This window comes from Megasphaera indica (assembly GCF_046614755.1).
Classification (GTDB): domain Bacteria; phylum Bacillota; class Negativicutes; order Veillonellales; family Megasphaeraceae; genus Megasphaera; species Megasphaera intestinihominis.
The window spans coordinates 205038-228391 of sequence record NZ_JBKKJR010000001.1 but is presented as its reverse complement, the minus strand read 5'-3'; the positions used below and the strand labels follow the sequence as shown (position 1 = coordinate 228391).

The window sequence follows — 23354 nt, the reverse complement described above, 5'->3', positions numbered from 1 at the left end:
GGCGGCTAGCAGTTAGCAGTCAGCCGTTAGGGGCTAGGACTTAGCTACAAAGAGAAAAGACCCCGCATGAGGGTCGAAACCTTCATGCGGGGCCTTTCTTCTATTCTCATGCAGCGAGTGCAATCAAATTAGTCTTCAAAACCCTTCTGTAAACGTACATAGGATTCGCGACGAGCTTTTGCGTCTGCTTCTGTCTTAGCATAGAGAGCGTCTGCTTCTTCCGGGAAGCCTTTCTTAAGGGAAGCATAACGAACTTCACCCTGTAAGAATTCCTGGAATTTGCTGTAATCCGGTTCTTTGGAGTCGAGGCTGAACGGATTCTTGCCCTGAGCTTTGAGATCCGGGTTGTAACGGAAGAGATCCCAGTAACCGCATTCGACAGCGAGTTTTTCTTCGAGCTGGCTCTTGCCCATGCCTTTACGGATGCCGTGGTTAATGCAAGGAGCGTAGCAGATAACCAGGGACGGGCCATGGTAAGCTTCAGCTTCCGTCATAGCTTTCATGAGCTGGTTCTTATCAGCACCCATAGCTACCTGAGCTACATATACATAGCCGTAGGAAATAGCCATCATGCCGAGGTCCTTCTTCTTCGTGCGTTTGCCGGCAGCAGCGAACTGAGCGATTGCTGCAGTCGGGGTAGCTTTAGAGGACTGACCGCCAGTGTTGGAGTAAACTTCAGTATCGAGGACGAGGACGTTGACGTCGTGGTCGGAAGCGAGGACGTGGTCAACACCGCCGTAACCGATATCGTAGGACCAGCCGTCACCACCGATGATCCACTGGCTACGTTTAACGAAGAACTGTTTCTTAGCGAGGAAGTCTTCGAGGACCGGTTTGCCGGCAGCTTCTTTTTCGAGGAGAGCCGTCAGTTTATCAGCGCGTTCACGAGAGCCTTCGCCTTCGTACATGTTGGCAGCCCAATCGCTGAGAGCAACCTGGAGTTCCGGAGAAGCAACGGCTTTAGCAGCGTCGAGGTTTTCAGCCAAGTCTTTGCGGACTTTGTCTACGCCGAGGAACATGCCGAGACCAAATTCAGCAGCATCTTCGAAGAGGCTGTTTGCCCAAGCCGGGCCATGGCCAGCAGCGTTCATGGTGTACGGGGAAACCGGAGCGGATGCACCCCAAATGGAGGAGCAGCCCGTAGCGTTAGCGATCATCATGCGGTCGCCGAAGAGCTGTGTAACGAGTTTAACATACGGAGTTTCGCCGCAGCCTGCGCATGCACCGGAGAATTCGAGGAGCGGAGTTTCGAACTGAGAACCGATGACGGTCTTCTTGTTCTGCGGGTTAGCTTTCGGAGCAACCTGTTCCGTACCATAGTACCAGAGATCCATCTTCTGACGTTCTGCGTCGGTGTTCGGAACCATCGTGAGAGCCTGAACCGGGCAGACGTTTACGCAGGAACCGCATTCGAGGCAGTCGAGCTGGTCAACGATGATGGAAACATGATACTGTTTGCCGGATTTAGCTTTAGCAGCCGTCTGGAAGCCAGCCGGAGCAGCTTTGAGTTCTTCGTCAGTCGTGAGGACCGGACGGATGGTTGCGTGCGGGCAGACGAAGGAGCACTGCAAGCAGCCGATACATTTTTCAGCATCCCAGGAAGGAACGTGGAGAGCCGGGCCTGCTTTTTCGAATTTAGCAGTACCGGAAGGCATGGTGCCATCTTCGCGGCCAGCAAATGCGGAAACCGGGAGATCGTCGCCAACCTGTTCGAGCATCGGTTTTGCAACTTCTGTGAAGTACTTCGGAGCCGGACGGCCTTCGACGACTTCGTCTTTAGCGTCAGCCCAGGAAGCCGGATAGTTAACTTCATGGAATTCTTTGATACCAGCATCAACAGCGCCGTTGTTCATGTCAACGACTTTCTGGCCTTTCTTGCCATAGCTCTTGACGATGGAGTCTTTCAAGTATTTAACAGCGTCATCGATAGGAATGATCTTAGCGAGTGCGAAGAATGCAGCCTGCATGACCATGTTGATACGAGTGCCGAGGCCGAGTCTCTGGCCGATAGCGTCACCGTTCAAGGTGTAGAATTTAACATGGTTCTTAGCGATAGCGCGTTTGATGCGAGCCGGAAGTTCTTTTTCCAGTTCTTCGTCGGTCCAGGTGCAGTTCAGCATGAATGTGCCGCCTTCTTTGATACCGCGGAGGATGTCAAAGCGTTTTACATAGGACTGACGATGGCAAGCGATGTAGTCAGCTGCGTCGATGAGGTACGGCATATCGATCGGGCGAGTACCGAAACGCAGGTGAGAAATTGTTACGCCGCCGGATTTCTTGGAGTCATAAGCGAAGTATGCCTGAGCATACATATCCGTGTGGTCGCCGATGATCTTGATAGCGGATTTGTTAGCGCCGACAGTACCGTCAGAGCCGAAGCCCCAGAATTTGCAGGACGTAAGGCCAGTCGTGTCAAGCGGCATCTTCGGTTCGCGCGGAAGGCTGAGGTTGGTAACGTCGTCGTTGATAGCCAGCGTGAAGCCGTTGAGCGGATGTTCTTTCTTGAGTTCTTTGAAGACAGCGAGGAAGTCTTCCGGAAGAACGTCTTTGGAGCCCATACCTGTACGGCCGCCGATAACGTCGATGTTGAGGTTTTCTTCAGTTACGAAGCCAACGATATCGAGGTAGAGAGGTTCGCCGAGGGAGCCCGGTTCTTTCGTACGGTCGATGACAGCGATCTTCTTAACAGTTTTCGGAAGAACGTTGAGGAGGTATTTGTTGGAGAACGGACGATAGAGGTGAACGTTGATGGCACCGACTTTTTCGCCCTGGCTCTGCAAGTATTCGACAGTCTGTTTAGCGACGTCGGAGAGAGAACCCATGGATACGACAACGTATTCAGCATCAGGAGCACCGTAGTAGTTGAACGGTTTGTACGTACGGCCAGTGATTTCAGAAATCTTGTCCATGTAGCCAGCTACGATATCCGGCATAGCATCATAGAATTTGTTGGAAGCTTCTGTGTGCTGGAAGTATACGTCCGGGTTTTCTGCAGTGCCGCGGATTTCCGGATGATCCGGGTTGAGGGCACGTTTGCGGAATGCTTCGATAGCGTCCCAGTCAACGAGTTTCTTGAAGTTTTCGAAGTCCATGACTTCAACTTTCTGGATTTCGTGAGAAGTACGGAAACCATCGAAGAAGTTGATGAACGGCAGGGAACCTTTAATTGCTGCCAAATGAGCGACACCACCGAGATCCATGACTTCCTGAACATTGGATTCAGCCAAGAGACAGCAGCCTGTTGCACGAGCAGACATAACGTCCTGATGGTCACCGAAGATGTTCAGTGCATGGTTAGCCAAAGCACGAGCAGCTACGTGGAATACGCCCGGGAGGAGTTCACCGGCAACTTTGTACATGTTCGGGATCATGAGGAGGAAGCCCTGAGATGCCGTGTACGTAGTTGTCAAAGCACCAGCCTGTAAAGAACCGTGGAATGCGCCAGCTGCGCCAGCTTCGGACTGCATTTCAACAACGTTGACTTTGTGGCCGAAGATGTTTTTCATGCCAGCGGCTGCCCAATCATCGACATGTTCTGCCATAGGAGAAGACGGCGTGATCGGATAAATTGCGGCAACTTCAGTAAATGCATAGGACACCCATGCAGCTGCTTCGTTACCATCCATGGTTTTAAATTTGCTCATAGATAAAACACGCTCCTTAGATAAAAGTATACTTTCAATATGGAAAAACCATACTGATAGGCTTAAGAAAGCTATAAAGACGTCCTGTTGCATCCTCATACGGACAGCGCGGACCCTCACCCAGGTTCCATGGATGACTTCTGTTCACGTATCGCCCATACACGTCCCTATCTTGAAAAAAATGCAATGAAAAGCGGGAAGGTTCAACAATATTCAAAAAAGGTATTGCTAATATTCTTAATCTGTAATACTATTATAGTGATATTACAGATTTGCACACCAACATGCCTTTTGAAGCTTGCTGACCATCACAAACCGAACGACTTTGTAACTTTTTCTTACAGGTTAATTATATGCCTAAGTAATGCTAAATTCAATAGGAATGTGATGCTAGTTTATGCATCGTTCAGTGCTATTTTGTAAACGTATACCAATCGAGTGTGTATTAAAGTGCCGATTCGGTGTACACCATTAGTGGAGGTGTTAGTATGGATTTTCATCATCTTAAATACTTTGTCGAAGTAGCCGACAAGAAATCATTCAGCAAAGCCGCGCGGACGCTGCACATTTCCCAGTCCGCCATCAGCCGTACCATCAAGGCCCTGGAAGAAGAACTGGGCGTCGTCCTCTTCATGCGCAACGCCAAAGCCGTCGAACTCACCGATGCCGGCACGATTTTCCTCTCCCACGCCAAGCGCGTCGTCTTCATGTTCGAACACTTGAAGACGGACTTTGAAAACGAATTCAAGCTGGAACAAGGGACGGTCCTCATCGGCCTGCCGCCGATCACGGGCGCACCGATCTTCGCCAACCTTCTGGGGGCGTTCAAGCAGGAATACCCGCAGATCGAACTGGACCTCTACGAACACGGCTCGAAGAAAGTCGAAATCAGCGTCCAGGAAGGCCTCATCGACTTGGGCATCGTCTGCACGCAGCCGAAGGAAAAGGACTTTGAATCGTTCTTCCTGACCCAGGACCCGATGAATGTCATCATCCACCGGGACAACATCCTGTCCAAGGAAAAGACGATTCCCCTCAAGAAGCTGGCCAATGAATCGCTGGTCCTCTACCGCGACGACTTCAACCTGCACGACGAAATCATCCAGCACTGTAAGAAAATCGGTTTCCAGCCGAAGATCGTCTTCGAAACGAGCCAGCGGGACCTCATGATCCAGACCGTCGTCGCCAACCTGGGCGTCGCTCTCCTGCCGAGCCGCCTGTGCCCGACGAAGGAAACGAATCCCCGCGTATCGGAATCGGTCGTCGTCCGTCCCCTGGTAGAACCGGAAATCATGCACGTCCTCTACGTCATCTGGAAACGGGGCCACTACCTCTCCCATGCCGCCCAGTTGTGGCTCGACTTCGTCCGCAATAAGGCCCGCGTCATTTCCAACTTATAAGGCTTATGGACAGACACAAATTCCCTCCTGACCTGACGGGGATCCGCCAAAAGGAGCAGCACGGCCGGGCGGCCCTCTCCCGCCTGCGCCGCCGCTTCTGCCAGGCCTGGCACGGTCTGCCAAAGGCCCAGAAATGCGTCGTCATCGTCGCCCTGCTGGAATTCTTCTGGATCGCCGCCTTGCAGTTCCAGGTCTATGAACTGGCGGACACCGTATCCACCCAGCGCGTCCGCATGGCACAGCTGGAAAAGCAGGCCAAGAAACAAAATAATATGTTATATTCCGCCTCGCAGACACTGGACGATATCGAAAAGAAATGGCACCGCCTCAATTTCCGCGTCCTCGAAAACACCTGGCGCATCGAAGAACCGGAAAAAGACCCGGACTCCTTATGAGTCCGGGTCTTTTTTTACACTCTTCTTTAATTTTTAATTTTCGATGATTTTCAGGAAGGCTTCCGGTTCCGGCAGGGACCGCAGTATCTTCCAGGGCGCGCACTGGGCCAGTTCCTCATAGGAATAGCGGCCTGTAGCCACGCTGATCGTGCGGGCGCCGATGGCTTTGCCGCACTGGATGTCGTAAGGCGTGTCGCCGATGACATAAGCCATCTCGATGGCATCGCCCCAGGCTTCCTTGGCGATGGCCAGGGCATTGCGGGCCAGATCATCGCGATAGTAATAATTGAAGGCGAACCCAGAATGAGAGAAATCGAAGTACTGGGACAGGCCGAAGACGTCCATCTTCATGCGGGCGCCGATGGCGCTGTTGCCGGTCAGGAGGAGCTGCCTGTAATCCTTTCGCTGTTGGAAGAAAGCCAGGTTCTCTTTTACGTGGGGCAGGACGACGCCTTCTTCGGCCTTGCGCTTCAGCCATTTCAGGAGCTTCTTTTCATAGCCCCGGCAAAAGGCATGAACTTCATCGTCTGTCGGCATGATGCCTGTAGCTTTATACAAGAGCTGCTGGCAGATGAAATTATCCGTCCGGCCGCCGGCGGCGATTTTCGGCACGGGCACGTCGGCGCCCTTGAGGTCGTGGAAGACTTCTTCAATGGCGTACAGACCGGCCCGGCCCGTATTCAAGAGGGTTCCGTCAATGTCCCAGTATAGTAATTTCACAGTATTCACTCCATCTTCGGGCACGCACTTTGGTCATTACTGTTTGGATACGATGTCCTTCGTATCGCGGGCGATCATGATTTCTTCGTTCGTCGGGATGACGTACATCTTGACCGTCGAATCATCCGTGCTGATGAGGGCATCTTTGCCGCGGACGTTGTTGCGCTGCGGGTCGAGTTTCACACCGAGGTATTCCAGGCCTTCAGCGATGGCTGCACGGTCTTCGATGCCGTTTTCGCCGACGCCAGCCGTAAAGGTGATGACGTCTACGCCGCCCATGGCAGCTGCGAAAGCGCCGATTTCCTTGCGGACCTGATAGTGGAACATGTCGAGGGCGAGCTGAGCGCGTTCGTTGCCTTCAGCAGCAGCCTGGCCGAGGTCGCGGAAGTCGCTGGAAACGCCGGAAATGCCGAGGACACCGGATTTCTTATTCATGAGCGTATCCATTTCTTTCGTCGAAAGGTTGTGGTTGTCCATGACGTTGAGGACGATAGCCGGGTCGATATCGCCGCAGCGGGTGCCCATGAGGACGCCGGCGAGCGGTGTGAAGCCCATGGTCGTGTCGACACATTTGCCATATTTGATGGCAGCCAGGGAAGAACCGTTACCGAGGTGGCAGTTGATGATGCGCAGTTTTTCAACGGGTACGCCCATGACTTTAGCGACTTCGCCAGCTACATAGCGATGGCTCGTGCCGTGGAAGCCATAACGGCGGATGTGGTCTTCTTTGTAGAGTTCATACGGGAGGCCATACATGAAGGCTTTTGCCGGCATGGTCTGATGGAAAGCCGTATCGAAGACGCCGACCTGAGGAACGCCGGGCATGATGGCTTTGCAGGCGTTGATGCCGATGATGTTAGGCGGATTGTGGAGCGGAGCCATAGCCGAGCATTTTTCCAAGGCTTTCATGACTTCATCTGTAATGAGCGTGGAAGCAGCGAATTCTTCGCCGCCATGGACGACGCGGTGGCCGACAGCGTCGATGGCATCCATGGATTTGATGACGCCGCATTCAGCGTCGGTGAGGATGTCGAGGACGAGTTTGACAGCGACTTGGTGATCCGGGATGGACTGTTTGATTTCTTTCTTCTGGCCATTCCATTTGTGGGTCAGCTGCGAATCGGGAAGGCCGATTTTTTCGACCAAACCTTTTGCCATTACTTCTTCATTGTCCATGTTGATGAGCTGGTACTTCAAGGACGAGCTGCCGCAGTTTACAACCAATACGATCATGAAAATTTACCCTCTTTCATTTGTCTTAGAATTATTTGAGCTGGCCAAATACGTGGTCAACTACTTCTTTAGCCAGGGCATCGCCGTCTTTGTACATGTACATGACGTGCCATATCTGGCCATTATCTTCAAAGAAGAGACTCCGCACGATGAGTTTGGCCGGCTGGCCGTTGAGCGGTTCCGTATAGGAAGCGTCGACAACGGTGGTCTTGCGGCCGCTTTCTTCCGCGTCGGTGACCTTCGTTTGCAGATCAGAAACATCCGGTGTCTGTTTCAGCATGGCAACATATTCTTCTGCCATGGCTACAGGCGTCGTTTCGCCAGCCGTTTCGGAGACAGCGACGACATTGATGTGCTTATCGTTGTTGATGTACATCATGCCTTCCCCATTCTGGCGGCTTACATGGGCCAGGTCGAACGGTGTCATGACATAGACTTCCGAATTCCCGGCTTTGAGCTGGACATACCCGAAGCTGTATTCTTCGAGCATCGTCATGTTGCCGCATCCGGACAACAATACGACAGCTGCGGTCATGGCCGCAACTGCTAATAATTTCAATCCTTTCATGTAATCACCTATTTATGCTTTCTACAGACTAGGTTCATTATAGCATAAAAGATTTATAGCGTCACCTAAAAAAAGCGACGAATTGCAAATACTTTCGCCTCTCCCTTGGCAGGAATGAGTATACACCATTGACGTTTCCCGGCCTGCCCCGTATACTTATAACCATTAGCACGATTTTATTTAAAACATATAATACAATTCTCGTCAGGCTATACTTTTTCGAGATTTTGTGAAATTTTGAACATACAGGAGGCTCTATGGAATCCCTTGCCATCATCGCCGAATTCAACCCGTTCCACACCGGTCACGCCCGTTTAATCCACCAGGTCCGCCAGGCAGCCGGCCCGGAGGCGGCCATCGTCATCATCATGAGCGGCGCCTTCGTCCAGCGCGGCGAACCGGCTTTTTTCGATAAATGGCACCGCGCGGCCTGGGCCATCGACGGCGGTGCCGATGTGGTCATCGAACTCCCTGCCGTCTATGCCCTGTCCAGCGCGGCCGGTTTCGCTCAAGGCGGCGTCACCTTAGCCGCCCGCCTGGGCTGCCAGGCCCTGGCCTGCGGCGTCGAAGGCGGAACGGCGGCTGACTTTCTCTCCCTGGCCCGCCGCTCCGAGGGACTGACAGCCTGCCTGAAGGCAGCAAAAAAATCCTCAGCCGGACAGCAGCTGACTGACGCACTCATGGCCGCGGCCCCTGACGAAGCCCGGCTGCTGCAGCAGCCCAATGCCCTGCTGGCCTTTGAATATGCCCGGGCCATGTTGAAACAGGAACAGCCCTTGACCTTTCTTCCCCTGCCCCGCCAGGGCCGGCACGGCGATCCCGGCCTCGGTGCCGCCTTTGCCAGCGCCTCGGCCCTGCGCCAGGCCATGCGCTGCAGCGGGACAGCCGCCGCCTGTCGGCCTTATCTCACAGCGGCCAGCCTGGCCGGTGCCGAAGACCAGCTGGCCCAGGGCACCTTCACTGATTACGGCCGCTACGGCGATTTCGTCGCCAGCCAGAACCGCCTGCTGACGCCGGACCAGCTGCGCAGTCTGCCGGCCTTTACGGAAGGATTGGAAAACCGCTGGCACCGCGCCTTCATGGAAAGCGGCAGTTACGACCAGGCCCTCAGGAGCATCAAGACGCGGCGCTATGCCTACAGCCGCCTCTGCCGCATGGGCGCCTATACGCTCTTGCAGCCTTCGCGGGACCTCATGGACCAATCCTATGAGGCAGGACCGCAATATGCCCGTCTCCTGGCCCTCAACGGGCACGGCGCGGCCTTCCTGAAAGGGGCCAAGGGACAACTCCCGGTGGTCACCAAAGTGCGTTCCGACGCTTCCGGCCTTTCTCCTCTGGGACGGGAGCAGCTGAAACTGGACCTCAAGGCCAGCGACATCCAGTCTTTTTGTTTTTCTAAAGAGGACCAGCGGAAAGGCCATCAGGATTACTACCACTCGCCTCTTTTCTTATCTATCAAAAAATAAGATTACTTTTACAATTGTTTTGTAGCCTAAAATCTGTTATGATATGTATTGTATTTTTAAAATTATAAGGAGGTTTTCCGTGTGTCTTTAAATCTTAATATTTATCAGACCCTGGCTGCGGCCATCGTCGTCTACTACATCGGCGTCTTACTACGCGTCAAGATCAGCGTCCTGCGCAAGTATTGTATCCCTGCCCCCGTCGTCGGCGGCATCTTATTCGCTATCGTAAATTGCATCTTATATACGCAGGGCATCTGGAAATACGAACAGGATATGATCATGCAGAACATCTGCATGATGCTCTTCTTCACCAGCGTCGGCTATACGGCCAGCATCAGCCTCATCAAGCGCGGCGGCATCATGGTCCTGAAAATGGCCATTGTCACTACAATTCTGATCATCTGTCAGAACATCATCGGCTCCGGCCTGGCCATGGCCTTTAACCTGAGCCCGCTCCTGGGCCTGGCAACGGGGTCCATCCCCATGGTCGGCGGCCACGGTACGGCAGCGGCTTTCGGCCCGCTCCTGGAAAGCATCGGCCTCGACGGCGGCGCGACCATTGCCGTCGCAGCAGCTACGTTCGGCCTCGTCGCCGGCGGTGTCATCGGCGGCCCGATTGGCGAAGAACTGGTCCACAAATTCCACCTCGTCAGCTCGGCCGAATCGGAACGCTTCGACCCGTCCTTCAATGCCGGCACCGTTTCGACGCTCAAAGCCGTCGCCGGCAATAAAGAACGCGCAGAAAACGCCATTAAGATTGAAAATAAAATCGGCCAGACCATCGACAACTACCGCTTCATGAACGCCATGGCCCACCTCTTCCTGGCCATGGGCCTGGGCACCCTGGTCAGCGGCTTCTTCAGCAGCATCGGCCTGGTCTTCCCGGGCTATATCGGCTCCATGATTGTCGCCGCCATCATCCGCAACATCGCCGACTTCACGCACGCCTACAAAATCTACCAGCGCGAAAGCGAAGTCCTGGGCAACCTGAGCCTGACCGTCTTTTTGACCTGCGTCCTCATGAGCCTCAAGCTCTGGCAGCTCGCCGACCTGGCCATCCCCCTGGTCGTCATGCTCCTCAGCCAGGCCCTGTTCATGGCCATCTTCGCTTACTTCATCGTCTTCCGCGCCATGGGCAAGGACTACGAAGCAGCCGTCATGACCAGCGGCGTCTGCGGCTTCGGCCTGGGCGCTACGCCGAACGCCATCGCCAACATGACAGCCATGACCGAACTCTTCGGCCCGGCACCGACGGCCTTCTTCGTCATCCCCCTCATCGGCTCGCTCATCATCGACCCAGTCAACGCATCGATCATCACCGTGTTCATCAACATATTCCACTAGGGGTTAGGAGTTAGCGGTTAGCAGTTTGTGGCTCGTGGCTCGTGGCTCGTGGCTCGTAGCTCGCGGCCCCTATGGCAGCCCGGCTCTCCTGCTAGGAGAGCTGTCAGCGCAGCTGACTGAGAGGTTAATCAGCGATCTGCCGCCTACGAATTGCGGTGTCAGTTTGCGGAATTCCCACAAACGGGCCGCCTTAACAGGACGGCCCCTACGGCAAAAAGGCTTGTCGCATATGCGACAAGCCTTTTTGCTGGAGGAACGTCCCTTCCGGTCACACACCGGGAGGGGCTTTTCTGTATGGAATTTTATTTTGCCATCAGGCTGGCTACTTTATTGGCAAAGGCGACGGGGTCGTCGGGCATGATGCCTTCCAGGAGCAGGGCCTGATCGTAGAGCAGATTGCAGTAGTCCTTGAAGGACTGGCTGTCTTTGCCCTGGTCGTGGACGGCCGTCAGTTTGCTGAACAGTTCATGCTGCGGATTGATTTCCAGGATGCGGCGGGCCTTGAGCATGGGGTTGTTGGCAGCGGCAAAGGCCTGTTCCATGGCCAGCGACGGGCCGGCAGCATCGGCGACGAGGCAGACGGCACCGCTCTTCAAGCGGTTGGACAAGCGGACATCGGCGACTTTATTGCCCAGGAATTCTTTCATGTCCTTCAAGAGGCCTTCATTATCCTTGGCCAGTTCTTCGTTCTTCTTCTTTTCTTCCTTGAAGGCGTCGTCTTCCAGGTCCAGGTCGCCGCGGCTGATGGAGTGGAAGCGGTGGCCTTCGTATTCACCGATGGCTTCGACGGAGAATTCATCGACCGGGTCGGTCATGTAGAGGACTTCGATGCCGCGGTCGCGGAGCATTTCCATCTGCGGCAGGCCTTCGATGGCTTCTTTATCCTTGCCCGTTGCGTAGTAGATCTTCTGCTGGCCGTCTTTCATGCGGTCGACGTATTCTTTGATGGTGCACAGTTTGCCATCTTTCGACGACATGAAGAGCAGCAGGTCCTTCAATTTTTCGACGTTGTTTTCACCGGTCATCATACCGCTGTAAACGCCGATTTTCAGGGATTTACCGTATTCAGCCCAGAATTTTTCGTATTTTTCACGGTCCTTTTCCAGGTTGCGTTTCAACGTCTTGAGGATGGTCTTTTCCAGGTTACGGCCGATGAGGCTCAATTCGCGGCTCTTCTGCAACAGTTCACGGGAAATGTTCAACGACAGGTCCGGCGAATCGACGAGGCCTTTGACGAAGCGCAGGTAATCCGGCAGGAGGTCCTTGCATTTATCCATGATGAAGACGTGGCGCGAATAAAGCTGGATGCCCGGTTCATAATCGGCATAGTAGAGGTTGAACGGAGCCTTGCCCGGGATGAAGAGCAGTGCCGTGTAATCGACGGCCCCTTCGACGCGGTTGTGGAAGATTTCCATCGGTTCTTCCCATTCGTAGAACTGATGCTGGAAGAATTCCTTATATTCTTCCGGTTTGATGTCCGATTTATTGCGCGTCCACAAAGGCTGCATGGAGTTCAGCGTCCGCGTTTCCGTATGTTCTTCTTCCGGTGCGTCTTCGATGACCTTGCCGTCGGCGTCCTTCGGTTTTTCCTTGGTCGTGAAGTCCATGGTGATCGGGTAGCGGATATAGTCGGAATACTTCTTGACCAGGCTCTGGAGGGTCATCTTGTCGGTATAGTTTTCTTCACTGTCGTCGCCGTAGAAGTCCTTGCCCAGGCTGAGGATGATCGTCGTGCCGTGTTTCGGTTTCTGACATTCTTCCAGGCTGTATTCGCCGTCGCCAGTGGATTCCCATTTATAAGCCTGTTCTTCGCCGGCCTTGCGGGTGACGACCGTGACTTTATCGGCGACCATGAAGGCCGAATAGAAACCGACACCGAACTGGCCGATGAGGTCCTTATCCGTGCTGTCAGCATCCTGGGATTCTTTCAATTTTTCCAGGAAGGCCTTGGTGCCGGACTGGGCGATAGTACCGAGGTTTTCCATCAAATCCTGTTTATTCATGCCCAGGCCGTTATCGGAGATGGTCAGCGTGTGAGCATCGGCATCAGGTGTCAAATGGATTTCAAAGGCCGTATCGCCTTCGAGGAGATCGCCATTGGTCAGGGACTGGTAATGCAGCTTGTCGATGGCATCGGATGCATTGGAAATCAGTTCGCGAAGGAAGATTTCGTGGTTCGTATAAATAGAATGGACCATCAAGTCCAGTAATTGTTTCGTTTCAGCTTGAAATTCATGGGTTTCTTTCGCCATATTCAAACACTCCTTTGTACGATTCTGCCGTAGTGGCGGATACCTTCAGGTACCCTTACACCAATATCATACAGCAAAAAGTCAAATAGTCAAGTATTTTTTAAGGATTTGACCTTTATCGTGTATCCAGTATGCAATTTGAAATAGTGTACCAGATTGTATTATACTATATTTAGCATGTTGATATGAGAAAAAGAGATAGGCATTCACAATTCGCCGACCGCAGGCCGTAGTTCGCCGTAGGTGCCGTCCTGTCAAGGCGGCCCGGCTCTCCTGCTAGGAGAGCTGTCAGCACAGCTGACTGAGAGGTTATTTCGCAGTCTGCGGTGCCAGATTATAGGGTTTCCACAAACGGGCCGCCCAGCGGGCGGCCCCTACGAGCCACTAATCTCAAAGGAGTGATAGATATGCAACAGACATATGGTTTAGAACGCATAGGACTCATGAATCCCAAAGTAGTATACCGCAATATGTCGCCGGCCTGGCTGACGGAACAGGCCCTCTTGAATGGCGAAGGCGTCCTCAGCGACACTGGGGCCCTGGTCGTGCGGACCGGCAAATATACCGGCCGGGCACCGGATGACAAGTTCATCGTCGATACGCCGTCCATCCACGACTACATCGCCTGGAACAACATCAACCGGCCCATTTCCAAAGAAAAATTCAACGCCCTCAAGAGCAAAATCCTGGCCTACTTCCAGAACCGGCCCATTTACCTCTTCGACGGCTTTGCCGGCGCCGACGAGCTGTGCCGCAAGAAATTCCGCGTCGTCAATGAACTGGCCAGCGAATGTCTCTTCATCCGCAACCTCCTCATTCGGCCGACAGCGGAAGAACTGGCCCAGTATGGCGAACCGGACTTCACTATCCTCGTCGCCCCGGGCTTCCAGTGCAATCCGCAGATCGACGGCACCCATTCCCAGGCGGCCATCCTCGTCGACTACGAATCGCGTACCGTCCTCATCGCCGGTACGCGCTATGCCGGGGAAATCAAGAAGAGCGTCTTTTCGGTCATGAATTATTTCCTGCCCAACGAAGGTGTCCTGCCCATGCACTGCTCGGCCAACATGGACCCGGTCACCAAGGAAACGGCCATCTTCTTCGGCCTGTCCGGCACGGGCAAGACGACCCTTTCGGCCGACCCGAACCGCAAGCTCATCGGCGACGACGAACACGGCTGGTCGCCGCGGGGCATCTTCAATTTTGAAGGCGGCTGTTACGCCAAATGCATCAACCTCAACCCCGAAAAGGAACCGTATATCTACAATGCCATCAAGGCCGGGACCCTCGTGGAAAACGTCGTCCTCGACGAAGACACGCGCCATCCCAACTACTTCGACAGCAAGATAACCGAAAATACGCGGGCCACCCTATCGACTACATCCCCAATGCGGCCCAGCCCGGCAAAGGCGGCATCCCGACGGTCATCATCTTCCTCACGGCCGACAGCTTCGGCGTCTTGCCGCCCATTTCGCGGCTCAGTAAAGAAGCGGCGATGTACCACTTCGTCACGGGCTTCACGTCGAAAGTCGCCGGCACGGAACAGGGCATTACCGAACCGATTCCGACCTTCTCGACCCTCTTCGGCGAACCCTTTATGCCCTTGGCGCCAGATATTTACGCCGGCATGCTCGGCGAACGCATCGAAAAGTACAACACCAAGGTCTACCTGGTCAATACGGGCTGGACCGGCGGCCCCTACGGCATCGGCAGCCGTATGGACCTGAAATACACGCGGGCCATGATCACCGCCGCCTTGAACGGCCAACTCGACAACGTCCCCTACCGTCACGACATGCGCTTCAACGTCGACATCCCCCAGGTCTGCCCAGGCGTGCCCAACCAGATACTCAACCCGCGGGCGACGTGGGACAACAAGAAGTCCTATGACATCATGGCCAAGAAAGTCGCCGCCATGTTCTACGAAAACTTCAAGACCAAGTACCCCGACATGCCCGAAGAAATCATCCAGGCTGGGCCGCGGGTGTAGTAGTTCGCAGGCCGCAGTTCGCAAGCCGCAGTTCGCCGGCCGCAGGTCGCAGTTCACAGGCCGCAGTTCACAGGCCGCAGGCCGCAGCGATATCATAGATGTCGCACTGTAGGGGCCGTCCTAAGCCTTTTTGGCCCGTCAGGTGCCGACCAACGAGAGGCGCAAGACGGTTGCCAAAACGGACAGCTGTAGCTAGGCGGCCCGTTGTGGGAATCCCGTTATCGTTCATCATATAGTTGCCTTTTGGACTTGGCTCAATTTGACGGGACCGCCGATGAAGATCTGCTGCAGTTCCCCTTGTTCGCCGACTTTGGCGGCAATGGCCAGGGTACCGCCGGGCTGCTTCATGTAGCAGGCCACGTTCTTATGGGTCGTGCAGGCCAGGGCCGCGGCGACGGCTGCCGATCCGCTGCCGCAGCTGTTTTCCCAATAGAGCGTGTCCGTATCGCGGACGTAGACAGCGGGAATCATGGTCTGTTCCTTCGTATCGCAGAGAATCAGGCCGTAAGCCGGGAAATCCTCGCCATCGACGTAATCAGCCAGGATATGCCAGTATTTCTCTTTATCAATGCCTTCTAAATCAGGCACGAAGTGGACGAAGTGCGTAATCCCCGGCAAATCGACGCGGAAAAAACGGGCCGGCACATCGCCGGCGTCGACGAGGACGCCGCTCACATCTTCGGGATAAGGCATTTCAATGAAGGCTTCGTACAGGCCATCGCCTTTCTGGGCAACCTTAGCCGGCAGGACCGTATCGCAGCCCGAGCAGGATACATCGTATACGCCTTGTGTCCCGCCGTCACAGGCCAGGGCCCAGGCCGCCGCCGACCGCGATGCATTGCCGCAGAACTCGCCGCCCATCATGTCGACGCGCAGGGGCTTGCCCGCTTCGCGGGTCACATAGCCGACCTGTTCCGCTTCGATGCCCGGCAGGGCCAATAACTTCGCCGCCAAAGCACTGTGTTCCTCTTTCGGCACTGGCGTCAGCACCAGAATCGTCGTATTGCCGCTAGGGTCGGCTACTAAATAATCTATGGTCATGTCCATCGCTCCTTTAGTCTAGTAAAATATGTTCCTATTATACCATGATTTGGCGAAGGACGCAGGCCGCAGTTCGCAGTTCGCCGGTTGCAGGCCGCTGTAGGGGCTTCCACGTGGGAAGCCCGTTTAAGAGTTTAGCAGCTGGCAGTTAGTTGTTAGCGGATGGTTTTAAATTTAGTAGAGAACGCAGGCCGCAGTTCGCAGTTCGCAGGCCGCAGGCCGCAGACCGCTGTAGGGTCTTCCACGTGGGAAGCCCGTTTAAGAGGTTAGCGGATAGCGACCGGCGGGACGGCAATAGACGTCCCTATACGCCCAAAATATGGTATAATGTAATTGAATAGGAGTCATGCTCCCATCGAATTTATGATAAAGGGGTTGATCTTATGTCGAAAACGGCAGCAGATATCATGGAAAAAAATGTCATTACGGCGCAGAAAGATACGTCTATCTTTGACCTCGTCGATATGTTCGTAGAAAACAACATCACGGCCATTCCTATCATCAAAGACGACAAGGAAATCATCGGCATCGTCACCGACGCAGACCTCCTGTACAAGGAAGTCAAGCCCTGTGTCCCCCAATACGTCAACCTCCTGGGAGCCAACATTTATTACGGCAACCTCAAGGAATACCAGCAGGGCTTCAAGAAACTCTTTGCCTGCACGGCCGAACAACTCATGACCAAAAAAGTCATCATGGCCGGCCCGGACGCTACCATGGAAGACCTGGCCAGCGTCATGGTCGCAGAACACCTGAAAGCCATCCCCATCGTCAAGGACAAGAAGCTCCTGGGCATGGTAGAACGAAAGAACATCCTCAAACAACTCTATAACGAATACGGTGAAAATACGCAGTGAAAAAAAACGCTGTCGCATATGCGGCAGCGCTTTTTTAGCAGTTAGCAGCTAGCAGTTAGCAGCTAGCTACTGACGGCTGGCGGCCCGGCTCTCCTGCTAGGAGAGCTGTCAGCGTAGCTGACTGAGAGGTTAATTCTCGTCCTATTCGGAATCGTATGCTTTACATGTTGGGCTACTACAAACCCATTATGGCAGCGGGTTCGCCACGTGCGAGCCCCTACATCGTTATTTATTCTGCAAACTCATTTATCTTCATACACGCGGACGCGGAGGTGGAGGCCCAGTTTGTCGCAGATGGCGCGGCATTTCTTGATTTCTTCGCTGTCTTCGACGTGGTCGACGACGGTGAGGACGACGTTGGGGACGTACTGTTTACAGTCGACGGCGAATTTGAGCATGGCGTCATAAGACTGGATGCCGAATTTGCTGCGCGTCAGTTCCAGGTAGCGTTCCTTATTGGACGCATTCATGCTGATGGAAATGGTATCCAAGATGCCGCCGCCAAAATCGGGAGCCGTATCGCGGTCATAGGCCAGGTCGGACAGGCCGTTGGTATTGACGCGGGTCTTTACGCCGGGATGCGTTTCCTTGACGTACTTCAAGAGGGCCGTCAAATCGGCCAGCCGTTCCGTCGGTTCGCCGAAGCCACAGAAGACGACTTCGTTGATGTGGTCCCAGGGAGCGCCATCGAGAGCCTTCTTCACTTCATCGACGGTCGGTTCCCGCTTCAGCCACAGCGTTTCATTTTCGGCCATCTTCTTCATGGAGCGCAGACAGAAAGTACACGAACAGGTACAGCGGTTGGTCAGATTGACGTACATGCTCCACTGCCCTTCAGGCTTCATCTTCAAGCCATCTGCGAGATCTACATATTGTCCTTGTCCTACTACAGTGTAAACGATCATAATACCCTATCCCCTTTTTTGTTATTTAGAGCTGCCTGAATGGCAGACATCATCTCAGTGTCGTCAGATATTCTTCAAAGGCCAATCCGGCGTTGGGCGGCAGGTCCAGTTCTTCCGTATAGGCCATGACGCGGCAGATAAAGTCCGACGCCTTCTGTACGGCCTGTTCCAGGCTTTCGCCGCGGACGACGGACGCCGATACGATGGCCGTAAAGACATCGCCTGTACCGCTTCGGTCGCCGCCGACCTTTTTGGCCCGGACCCAGCTCATCTTCCCCTGGTCATAGATGAAATTGCCGATGTACGGCCCCTCGTGGATGCCCGTCAAGATGACGCCCTGCGGTCCCTTGGCGGCCAGGGCCTTGGCCATGGCGGCGAAATCGTCCTCGCTCAGGTCGCGGTCCGACCGGTACGGCAGGTTCAAAAGCTCACAGGCTTCGGTCACATTGGGCGTCACTACGTCGGCATAGGACAGGAGACGCCGCATTTCATCGCACATCTCCTGGGTATACGACGGATACAGCTGGCCATTGTCGCCCATGACGGGATCGACGATAGCCAATGTATGGGGTCCCTTGAAATCGCGGAGGAAATCGAGGACGATGTCGATCTGCCGGGCCGAGCCGAGGAAGCCCGTACTGATGCCGTCAAAGGTCAGGCCGTTCTTCTTCCAGCTCTCGATATACGGCACCATGTGGTCCGTATAGTCGTCGAGATAATAGTCGTGGAAGCCCGTATGGACCGACAAGATGGCTGTCGGCAAAATGCAGCCCTGGACCTTCAGGGCCGACACGATGGGCAGGGCCACGGCGATGCTGCAGCGGCCATAACCGGTCACATCATTGACCAGAGCCAGTTTCTTCTGATGCATATACAATCATTCCTTATCTTTTCAGGCTATAACCATAACCATGGAATTTAGCCTTGACCAGACAAGCGGCCAGTGCATAAGCGGCAATCATATTGACGACGCCTTCCCCGATGAGCCCCGGCACCATGGGGATGCCGACGGCCCAGCTGCCGTAGAGGAGACTGCCCGATACGGTATAAGACAAGACCATCCAGGCAGCGGATAAGAAGAAACCGATGAAGACGCGCGGCGACGTCAGCGTCCATTCCCGTTTGTCCGGGCGTACCGTATAAAAGACGGCTTCGACCATGACGTACTTGATAATCAGCGTCGGGATGATCCAAATCGGGAAACCGCCGATGAAATCGGACAGGGCCGACCCGATAGAGGCAGCCAGGGCCGCCTGCCGGCGTGTACTGAACAGGACCGACGCAAAAATAATCGCGTCTCCCAAATGAGCATAGCCCAGTGGAATGGGAATCTTCGGCACAAAAGTGAGGACGAAGACCAACGCCGTCAAAACGGCCGCATAACAAAGGCTCCCAGCCGAAGTGGCCGATTGTTTGTGTTCCATAGAATATGATGACATGTGAAATCCCCCTAACGGTTATAGAGTTTCACACATTGGCCAATGTATGGTTATGATTAATCTGTACTCTATTTTAGGGTATATCCACCCCATTGTAAATGGGACAGATTTATTTTTTTCTGTCTAACAGAAAAAAATAAATCCGTAGGGGACGCCTAAAAGGCGTCCCGCCTGAATCCAATAGAAAAAGTTCAATCCGTAGGGGCCATCCCAAAGAGCGTCCCGCTTGAATCCAACAGAAAAAGTTCAATCCGTAGGGGCCGTCCCAAAGGGCGTCCCGCCTGAATCTAACAGAAAAAGTTCAATCCGTATGGGCTCCCACGTGGGGAGCCCGTCGGGTATTTGGCGGCACTCTCCTCAAACGGGAAAAGCGTTCATATTCTGGATTGGGCTTGCCACGTGCAAGCCCCTATAAAATCAAAACGGGACCGTGCACGACGACATATGTCTTCGTGCACGGTCCCGTTGGTTATACGAACCGCTCAATCACACCAGCTTGCGGGATTCCCACAACGTGCCACATGCAGGCTCGCCACGCGCGAGCCCCTACATATCAAAATGCGATGGCCCCTATGGCGACATGATTCATGGCGCTGCGGCCTGCGGCCTGCGAACGGCGAACGGCGGGCTCGCCACGTGCGAGCCCCTACATATCCAAATAGGTCCAGCCCTGGTCCTGGTGGATTTTCTTTTCTTTCATGAGGTGGCCCAAGGCGCGCTTGAAGGCGGCTTTGCTCAGGCCGAATTTGGCTTTGATGACGGCCGGTGCCGTCTTGTCGCCATAGGGCATCTTGCCCTTGCGCTGCTTGAGGAAGTCCAGGATGCGTTCGGCATCGGGATTGATGGCATTTTCCTTGGTCTGGCGCAGGGAGATGTTGATGCGGCCGTCTTCGCGCAGGTAGGTGATGCGGCCTTTGATCATCTGACCGATGAGGATGGGCCCGTTGAATTCGCTGCGGTGCAGGAAGGCGATCCAGCGTTCGCAGGTCATGAGGTATGCCCCCTGGTCGGTCATGTTGTAGACCGCCCCTTCGACCCAGTCGCCGACTTTGGCGTCCGTCGCCGCCCGCGAAGCCCGGCGCATTTCGTCTTCCACTTCCATAGAGACGGCCAGACGGTGGGACTTGTCTTCATAGAGCTTGACCCAGACGTATTCCCCTTCCTTGGGGCGGCCTTTCATTTCGGCAAAGGGCATGAAGATGCCCCGTTCCGTGCCGACGTCGACGAAGGCGCCGAAGCGTGTCGTATTGATGACCGGCGCATAGCCGATTTGGCCGACTTTAATCTTCGGCAGGCGCATGGAGGCCGTCAGGCGGCCCGACGGATCGTGGTACAAGAAGACCGTCACTTTGTCGCCGACTTTGACGTCGCCTGTCTGCTGGTTCTTATGGAGTAAAATATCGTCGTTCGTATTGCCCGTACCGCCGTTCAAAAAGACGCCCATATCGCTCTGGCGCAGGACTTCCAGCGTAACAATACTATTTTCCTGAAGTGTCATCATCTTATTCACCTTCGTAGGCAATGCGCGGTGCGTCGCACCATAAGTTTTCCAGGTCGTAATACTGACGATCCTGTTCGACGAAGACGTGGGCAATGACTTCACCGGCATCGATGAGGATCCACTTGCCTTCGCGGTAGCCTTCGACGTGACGGACATCATAGCCGTTCTTTTCCATCTGTTCTTCGATATTGTCGGCAATACTCTGGGACTGCCGGTTGTTGCGGGCACTGCAGATGACGAAGTAGTCCGCCATGAGGGACGAATCGCTCATATCGAGGGTGACGATGTCCCAGGCTTTCTTGTCGTCAGCGGCCTTGCAGGCAATTTCATAGCTCTTCAGTTCTTTCGGTTGTTCAGCTTTCGCTGCTTTCATGGTAATTGGCATGTATATAGTAACTCCTTTATGACGTAATTATTGTTTCGTATCATCCGGTTCCGGCGCCGTCGAGATGGCGTTGTTCGTGCGGCCAATGACTTTCTGGACTTCGACCGGATCGTAGGTCCAGTAGTATTTCGTATCGCCGTTCTTGCCGCTCATGGCCATTTCGCCGGGCAGGATATAGAAATCGATGTTGTCAGCCGTCACGCCGCGGAAATCGAAGGCCAGCTGGGCCATGTCCTTGGCGGAAATGTTGGAATCGACGTTGTGCCAGGCCCGGTACATGAAGAAGGCATTGGTCACGCCGAAGCAGTCCTGCCGGTCTTCATAGAAGTTCTTGATGAACCGTTCCTGCCGCTGCGTCCGCGACAGATAGCCGTCCGCATCGATATAGCGCATATAGCCGGCGGCTTCCTTCCCGGTCAGGGTCTGATAGCCCTGGAAGAGGTTGATGTCGGTCTTCCCCGTCGTTTCGTCGCCGTGGTACATGTTCTTTTCGACGTAAATCGGCACACCGCCGCTGAGGTCGACCATCTTCGAGAAGGAATCGGCCGTAAAGGTCGCATAATACGGGATGGGGATGTGGAAAATGTCTTCGACGACGGCCCGGACCAGGCTCATGCCGCCTTCACTGTAGACATCCTGCAATTCCTGGATGCCCTTTTCCTTGCGCCCTTCGATTTTCGTATCGTCAGGCAGCATGATGATGTCGATGTGCTTCTTGGCCTTGTTGATAGCTGCGACGCCGACGAAATTCGCCTGCTGCGGGTCCCCGCCATCGGTGCCGAGGAGCAGGACGTAGAGCGGCTTGTCCGGGCTGGTCTGAGCAAAGACGGAGCTGTCGCTCTGGGTCTGGCTCGTGTCCGGCACATCCTGCTGGATCGGCGCCTCTTTGATGGACTGGTAATGCAGGTACAGGGACCGGGCTGCCAGGACGATGGCGATGGCGGCGACGACGGTCAGGATGCGGTATAATATCTTTCTTCGTTTCTCCTGTGTCATCCTCAGGCCTTCCCATCTGCGGCACGGACGACGTCGATCTGGGCATTGCGGTTGACGACGGTGCCGACGAAAATAGGTTTGCCCTGGTCGAGGAGATGGCGGATTGTCGAATCATAGCCCAAGAGGACGGCTTCATCGAGGTCGCGCCTGGCTGCCTGGCGCAGGTCGTCGACACCGTCGAAGTCGCGGTTCACTTCGATGTAATCGGCGAGGAAAATGATTTTTTCCAGGGTGCTCATCTGTTCCGCCCCGGTCGTGTGGTGGGCGACGGCCCCCAAGAGGGCCGGGTCGGTAATGCCATAGCGCTCCTTGGCGATGGTCACGGCCGCATAGCCGTGGAGCAGGCCGCCGTTAGCCAGGATAGGTGCCGGCAGGACGGGAAAGGATTTTTCCGCCAGTGCCTGCATCTCCGGCAGGGGCAGCTGTTTGGCAGCATCGTGCAAAAGGCCGGCTACTTCAGCCGTATCGGCATCGCAGCCGTAGCGGTCTGCCAATTCGCGGGCCGCTACTGCTACACCCAGTACATGGGTATAGCGATGAGAAGACAGAGATTTCTTTAAATCCTCTTTGATTCTATCTTTGAATTCTTCGTTGTACATTGATATACTCCATTTTTTCTGATGTATTCGGCCACAGCCGGCGGTATCATATAGCGCACAGATAGCCCTAAGCGGATGCGGCGGCGTAGTTCTGTCGATGAGATTTCCATGGTCGGTACGGGCAGCTTGAGGATATGCTTCCCCAGCTCTCCGAAAGAGGCGATGATGGAATCAATCTGTTCTGAGCCATCGGGCCGGGTCGCTCCGACGAACTGGCACAGCTTCAGGATTTCTTCCGGTTCCTTCCAGTTGTGCAGGTCGTGGATTGTGTCTGTGCCGGATATAAAATACAAGATATACGACGGTCCGTAGAGCTTCTTCAGGAAGCGCAGCGTATCGACCGTATAGGAGTTGCCCTTGCGGCGCATCTCCATATCACTGACTGTAAAATGCGGGTTGTCAGCCGTAGCCAGGCGCGTCATGGCCAGGCGCTGCTCGGCCGTCGCGCCGTTGACGTTCTTATTGGGCGTGATGTATGACGGCACGAAGAGGACCTTGTCCAGGTGAAAGGTCTGGCGCGCTTCTTCAGCGATCATGAGATGCCCTAAATGGATGGGATTGAAGGTCCCTCCCATGATGCCGAGCCTAGTGATTTCCATGGTACCAATAGATTCCTCCC

Annotated in this window: 20 protein-coding genes and 1 pseudogene; 6 read left to right on the top strand and 15 right to left on the bottom strand. The window is 54.5% G+C overall.

Annotation, left to right across the window (positions count from 1 at the left end):
• Positions 1–128: 128 nt before the first annotated feature.
• On the bottom strand, positions 129–3644 hold the full coding sequence (gene nifJ / locus ACFCTO_RS01070) for a pyruvate:ferredoxin (flavodoxin) oxidoreductase (RefSeq protein ID WP_499876191.1): 3516 nt from the start codon (positions 3642–3644) through the stop codon (positions 129–131).
• Between the two features lie 488 nt (positions 3645–4132).
• On the opposite strand from nifJ, the gene ACFCTO_RS01065 reads away from it, so the two are divergent.
• Both ACFCTO_RS01065 and ACFCTO_RS01060 read left to right on the top strand, forming a co-directional pair.
• Positions 4133–5044 carry a LysR family transcriptional regulator gene (locus ACFCTO_RS01065; RefSeq protein WP_014016983.1) on the top strand — a complete coding sequence of 304 codons (912 nt, stop codon included), beginning with the start codon at positions 4133–4135 and terminating at the stop codon, positions 5042–5044.
• A 5-nt stretch (positions 5045–5049) separates the two neighbouring features.
• Positions 5050–5439: a hypothetical protein gene (locus ACFCTO_RS01060; protein ID WP_292298685.1), complete on the top strand. Its 390-nt coding sequence runs from the start codon at positions 5050–5052 to the stop codon at positions 5437–5439.
• A gap of 33 nt (positions 5440–5472) precedes the next feature.
• Here the strand turns inward: ACFCTO_RS01060 and ACFCTO_RS01055 are convergent, their stop codons facing one another.
• The 3 genes from ACFCTO_RS01055 to ACFCTO_RS01045 are packed head-to-tail and all read right to left on the bottom strand — an operon-like array spanning position 5473 to position 7960.
• Complete coding sequence (locus ACFCTO_RS01055) at positions 5473–6159, bottom strand: HAD family hydrolase (RefSeq protein WP_292301244.1); 687 nt, start codon at positions 6157–6159, stop codon at positions 5473–5475.
• Between the two features lie 36 nt (positions 6160–6195).
• The gene (locus tag ACFCTO_RS01050) at positions 6196–7392 is read right to left on the bottom strand and encodes an acetate/propionate family kinase (RefSeq protein ID WP_292301243.1); all 1197 of its coding nucleotides are present in this window, start codon (positions 7390–7392) and stop codon (positions 6196–6198) included.
• 31 nt (positions 7393–7423) lie between these two features.
• Positions 7424–7960, bottom strand: coding sequence for a hypothetical protein (locus tag ACFCTO_RS01045; RefSeq protein WP_020310879.1), 537 nt, complete (start codon positions 7958–7960; stop codon positions 7424–7426).
• Between the two features lie 257 nt (positions 7961–8217).
• On the opposite strand from ACFCTO_RS01045, the gene ACFCTO_RS01040 reads away from it, so the two are divergent.
• Both ACFCTO_RS01040 and gltS read left to right on the top strand, forming a co-directional pair.
• Positions 8218–9426: a tRNA(Met) cytidine acetate ligase gene (locus ACFCTO_RS01040; protein ID WP_292301241.1), complete on the top strand. Its 1209-nt coding sequence runs from the start codon at positions 8218–8220 to the stop codon at positions 9424–9426.
• An 81-nt stretch (positions 9427–9507) separates the two neighbouring features.
• Positions 9508–10770: a sodium/glutamate symporter gene (gene gltS / locus ACFCTO_RS01035; RefSeq protein ID WP_499876190.1), complete on the top strand. Its 1263-nt coding sequence runs from the start codon at positions 9508–9510 to the stop codon at positions 10768–10770.
• A gap of 302 nt (positions 10771–11072) precedes the next feature.
• Here the strand turns inward: gltS and htpG are convergent, their stop codons facing one another.
• Positions 11073–13022, bottom strand: coding sequence for a molecular chaperone HtpG (htpG, locus tag ACFCTO_RS01030; RefSeq protein WP_499876189.1), 1950 nt, complete (start codon positions 13020–13022; stop codon positions 11073–11075).
• A gap of 407 nt (positions 13023–13429) precedes the next feature.
• Between htpG and pckA the strand changes: the two are divergent.
• Positions 13430–15012 (top strand): annotated as a pseudogene (gene pckA, locus ACFCTO_RS01025) (phosphoenolpyruvate carboxykinase (ATP)).
• Positions 15013–15079: 67 nt separating this feature from the next.
• Here the strand turns inward: pckA and ACFCTO_RS01020 are convergent.
• Positions 15080–15244 carry a hypothetical protein gene (locus tag ACFCTO_RS01020; RefSeq protein ID WP_302484974.1) on the bottom strand — a complete coding sequence of 55 codons (165 nt, stop codon included), beginning with the start codon at positions 15242–15244 and terminating at the stop codon, positions 15080–15082.
• Positions 15241–16053 (bottom strand): histidine racemase CntK family protein, encoded by an 813-nt coding sequence (locus tag ACFCTO_RS01015; RefSeq protein ID WP_292301206.1) that lies wholly within the window; start codon positions 16051–16053, stop codon positions 15241–15243. Before ACFCTO_RS01015 ends, ACFCTO_RS01020 begins: the two co-directional genes overlap by 4 nt.
• A 383-nt stretch (positions 16054–16436) precedes the next feature.
• On the opposite strand from ACFCTO_RS01015, the gene ACFCTO_RS01010 reads away from it, so the two are divergent.
• Positions 16437–16910 carry a CBS domain-containing protein gene (locus tag ACFCTO_RS01010; protein ID WP_020310884.1) on the top strand — a complete coding sequence of 158 codons (474 nt, stop codon included), beginning with the start codon at positions 16437–16439 and terminating at the stop codon, positions 16908–16910.
• A gap of 242 nt (positions 16911–17152) precedes the next feature.
• On the opposite strand, the gene ACFCTO_RS01005 is transcribed toward ACFCTO_RS01010, so the two are convergent.
• The 8 genes from ACFCTO_RS01005 to nadD all read right to left on the bottom strand — a co-directional run bounded on the left by ACFCTO_RS01005 (position 17153) and on the right by nadD (position 23334).
• Positions 17153–17755, bottom strand: coding sequence for a TatD family nuclease-associated radical SAM protein (locus ACFCTO_RS01005; RefSeq protein WP_294023930.1), 603 nt, complete (start codon positions 17753–17755; stop codon positions 17153–17155).
• A gap of 109 nt (positions 17756–17864) precedes the next feature.
• Complete coding sequence (locus ACFCTO_RS01000) at positions 17865–18686, bottom strand: pyridoxamine kinase (protein WP_292301208.1); 822 nt, start codon at positions 18684–18686, stop codon at positions 17865–17867.
• A gap of 13 nt (positions 18687–18699) precedes the next feature.
• On the bottom strand, positions 18700–19254 hold the full coding sequence (locus ACFCTO_RS00995) for an ECF transporter S component (RefSeq protein WP_020310887.1): 555 nt from the start codon (positions 19252–19254) through the stop codon (positions 18700–18702).
• 646 nt (positions 19255–19900) lie between these two features.
• Positions 19901–20755 carry a CvfB family protein gene (locus tag ACFCTO_RS00990; protein ID WP_499876188.1) on the bottom strand — a complete coding sequence of 285 codons (855 nt, stop codon included), beginning with the start codon at positions 20753–20755 and terminating at the stop codon, positions 19901–19903.
• A 1-nt stretch (position 20756) separates the two neighbouring features.
• A complete protein-coding gene (gene rsfS / locus ACFCTO_RS00985) occupies positions 20757–21140 on the bottom strand; it encodes a ribosome silencing factor (protein WP_014017001.1) in 384 nt (127 codons plus the stop codon).
• A gap of 27 nt (positions 21141–21167) precedes the next feature.
• The gene (locus ACFCTO_RS00980) at positions 21168–22136 is read right to left on the bottom strand and encodes an LCP family protein (protein ID WP_292301606.1); all 969 of its coding nucleotides are present in this window, start codon (positions 22134–22136) and stop codon (positions 21168–21170) included.
• A gap of 2 nt (positions 22137–22138) precedes the next feature.
• Positions 22139–22735, bottom strand: coding sequence for a bis(5'-nucleosyl)-tetraphosphatase (symmetrical) YqeK (yqeK, locus tag ACFCTO_RS00975; protein ID WP_292301605.1), 597 nt, complete (start codon positions 22733–22735; stop codon positions 22139–22141).
• Entirely contained in the window at positions 22693–23334 is a 642-nt protein-coding gene (nadD, locus tag ACFCTO_RS00970) for a nicotinate-nucleotide adenylyltransferase (protein ID WP_027895745.1), read from the bottom strand. The genes yqeK and nadD overlap by 43 nt, the downstream gene beginning before the upstream one ends.
• Between the last annotated feature and the right edge of the window lie 20 nt (positions 23335–23354).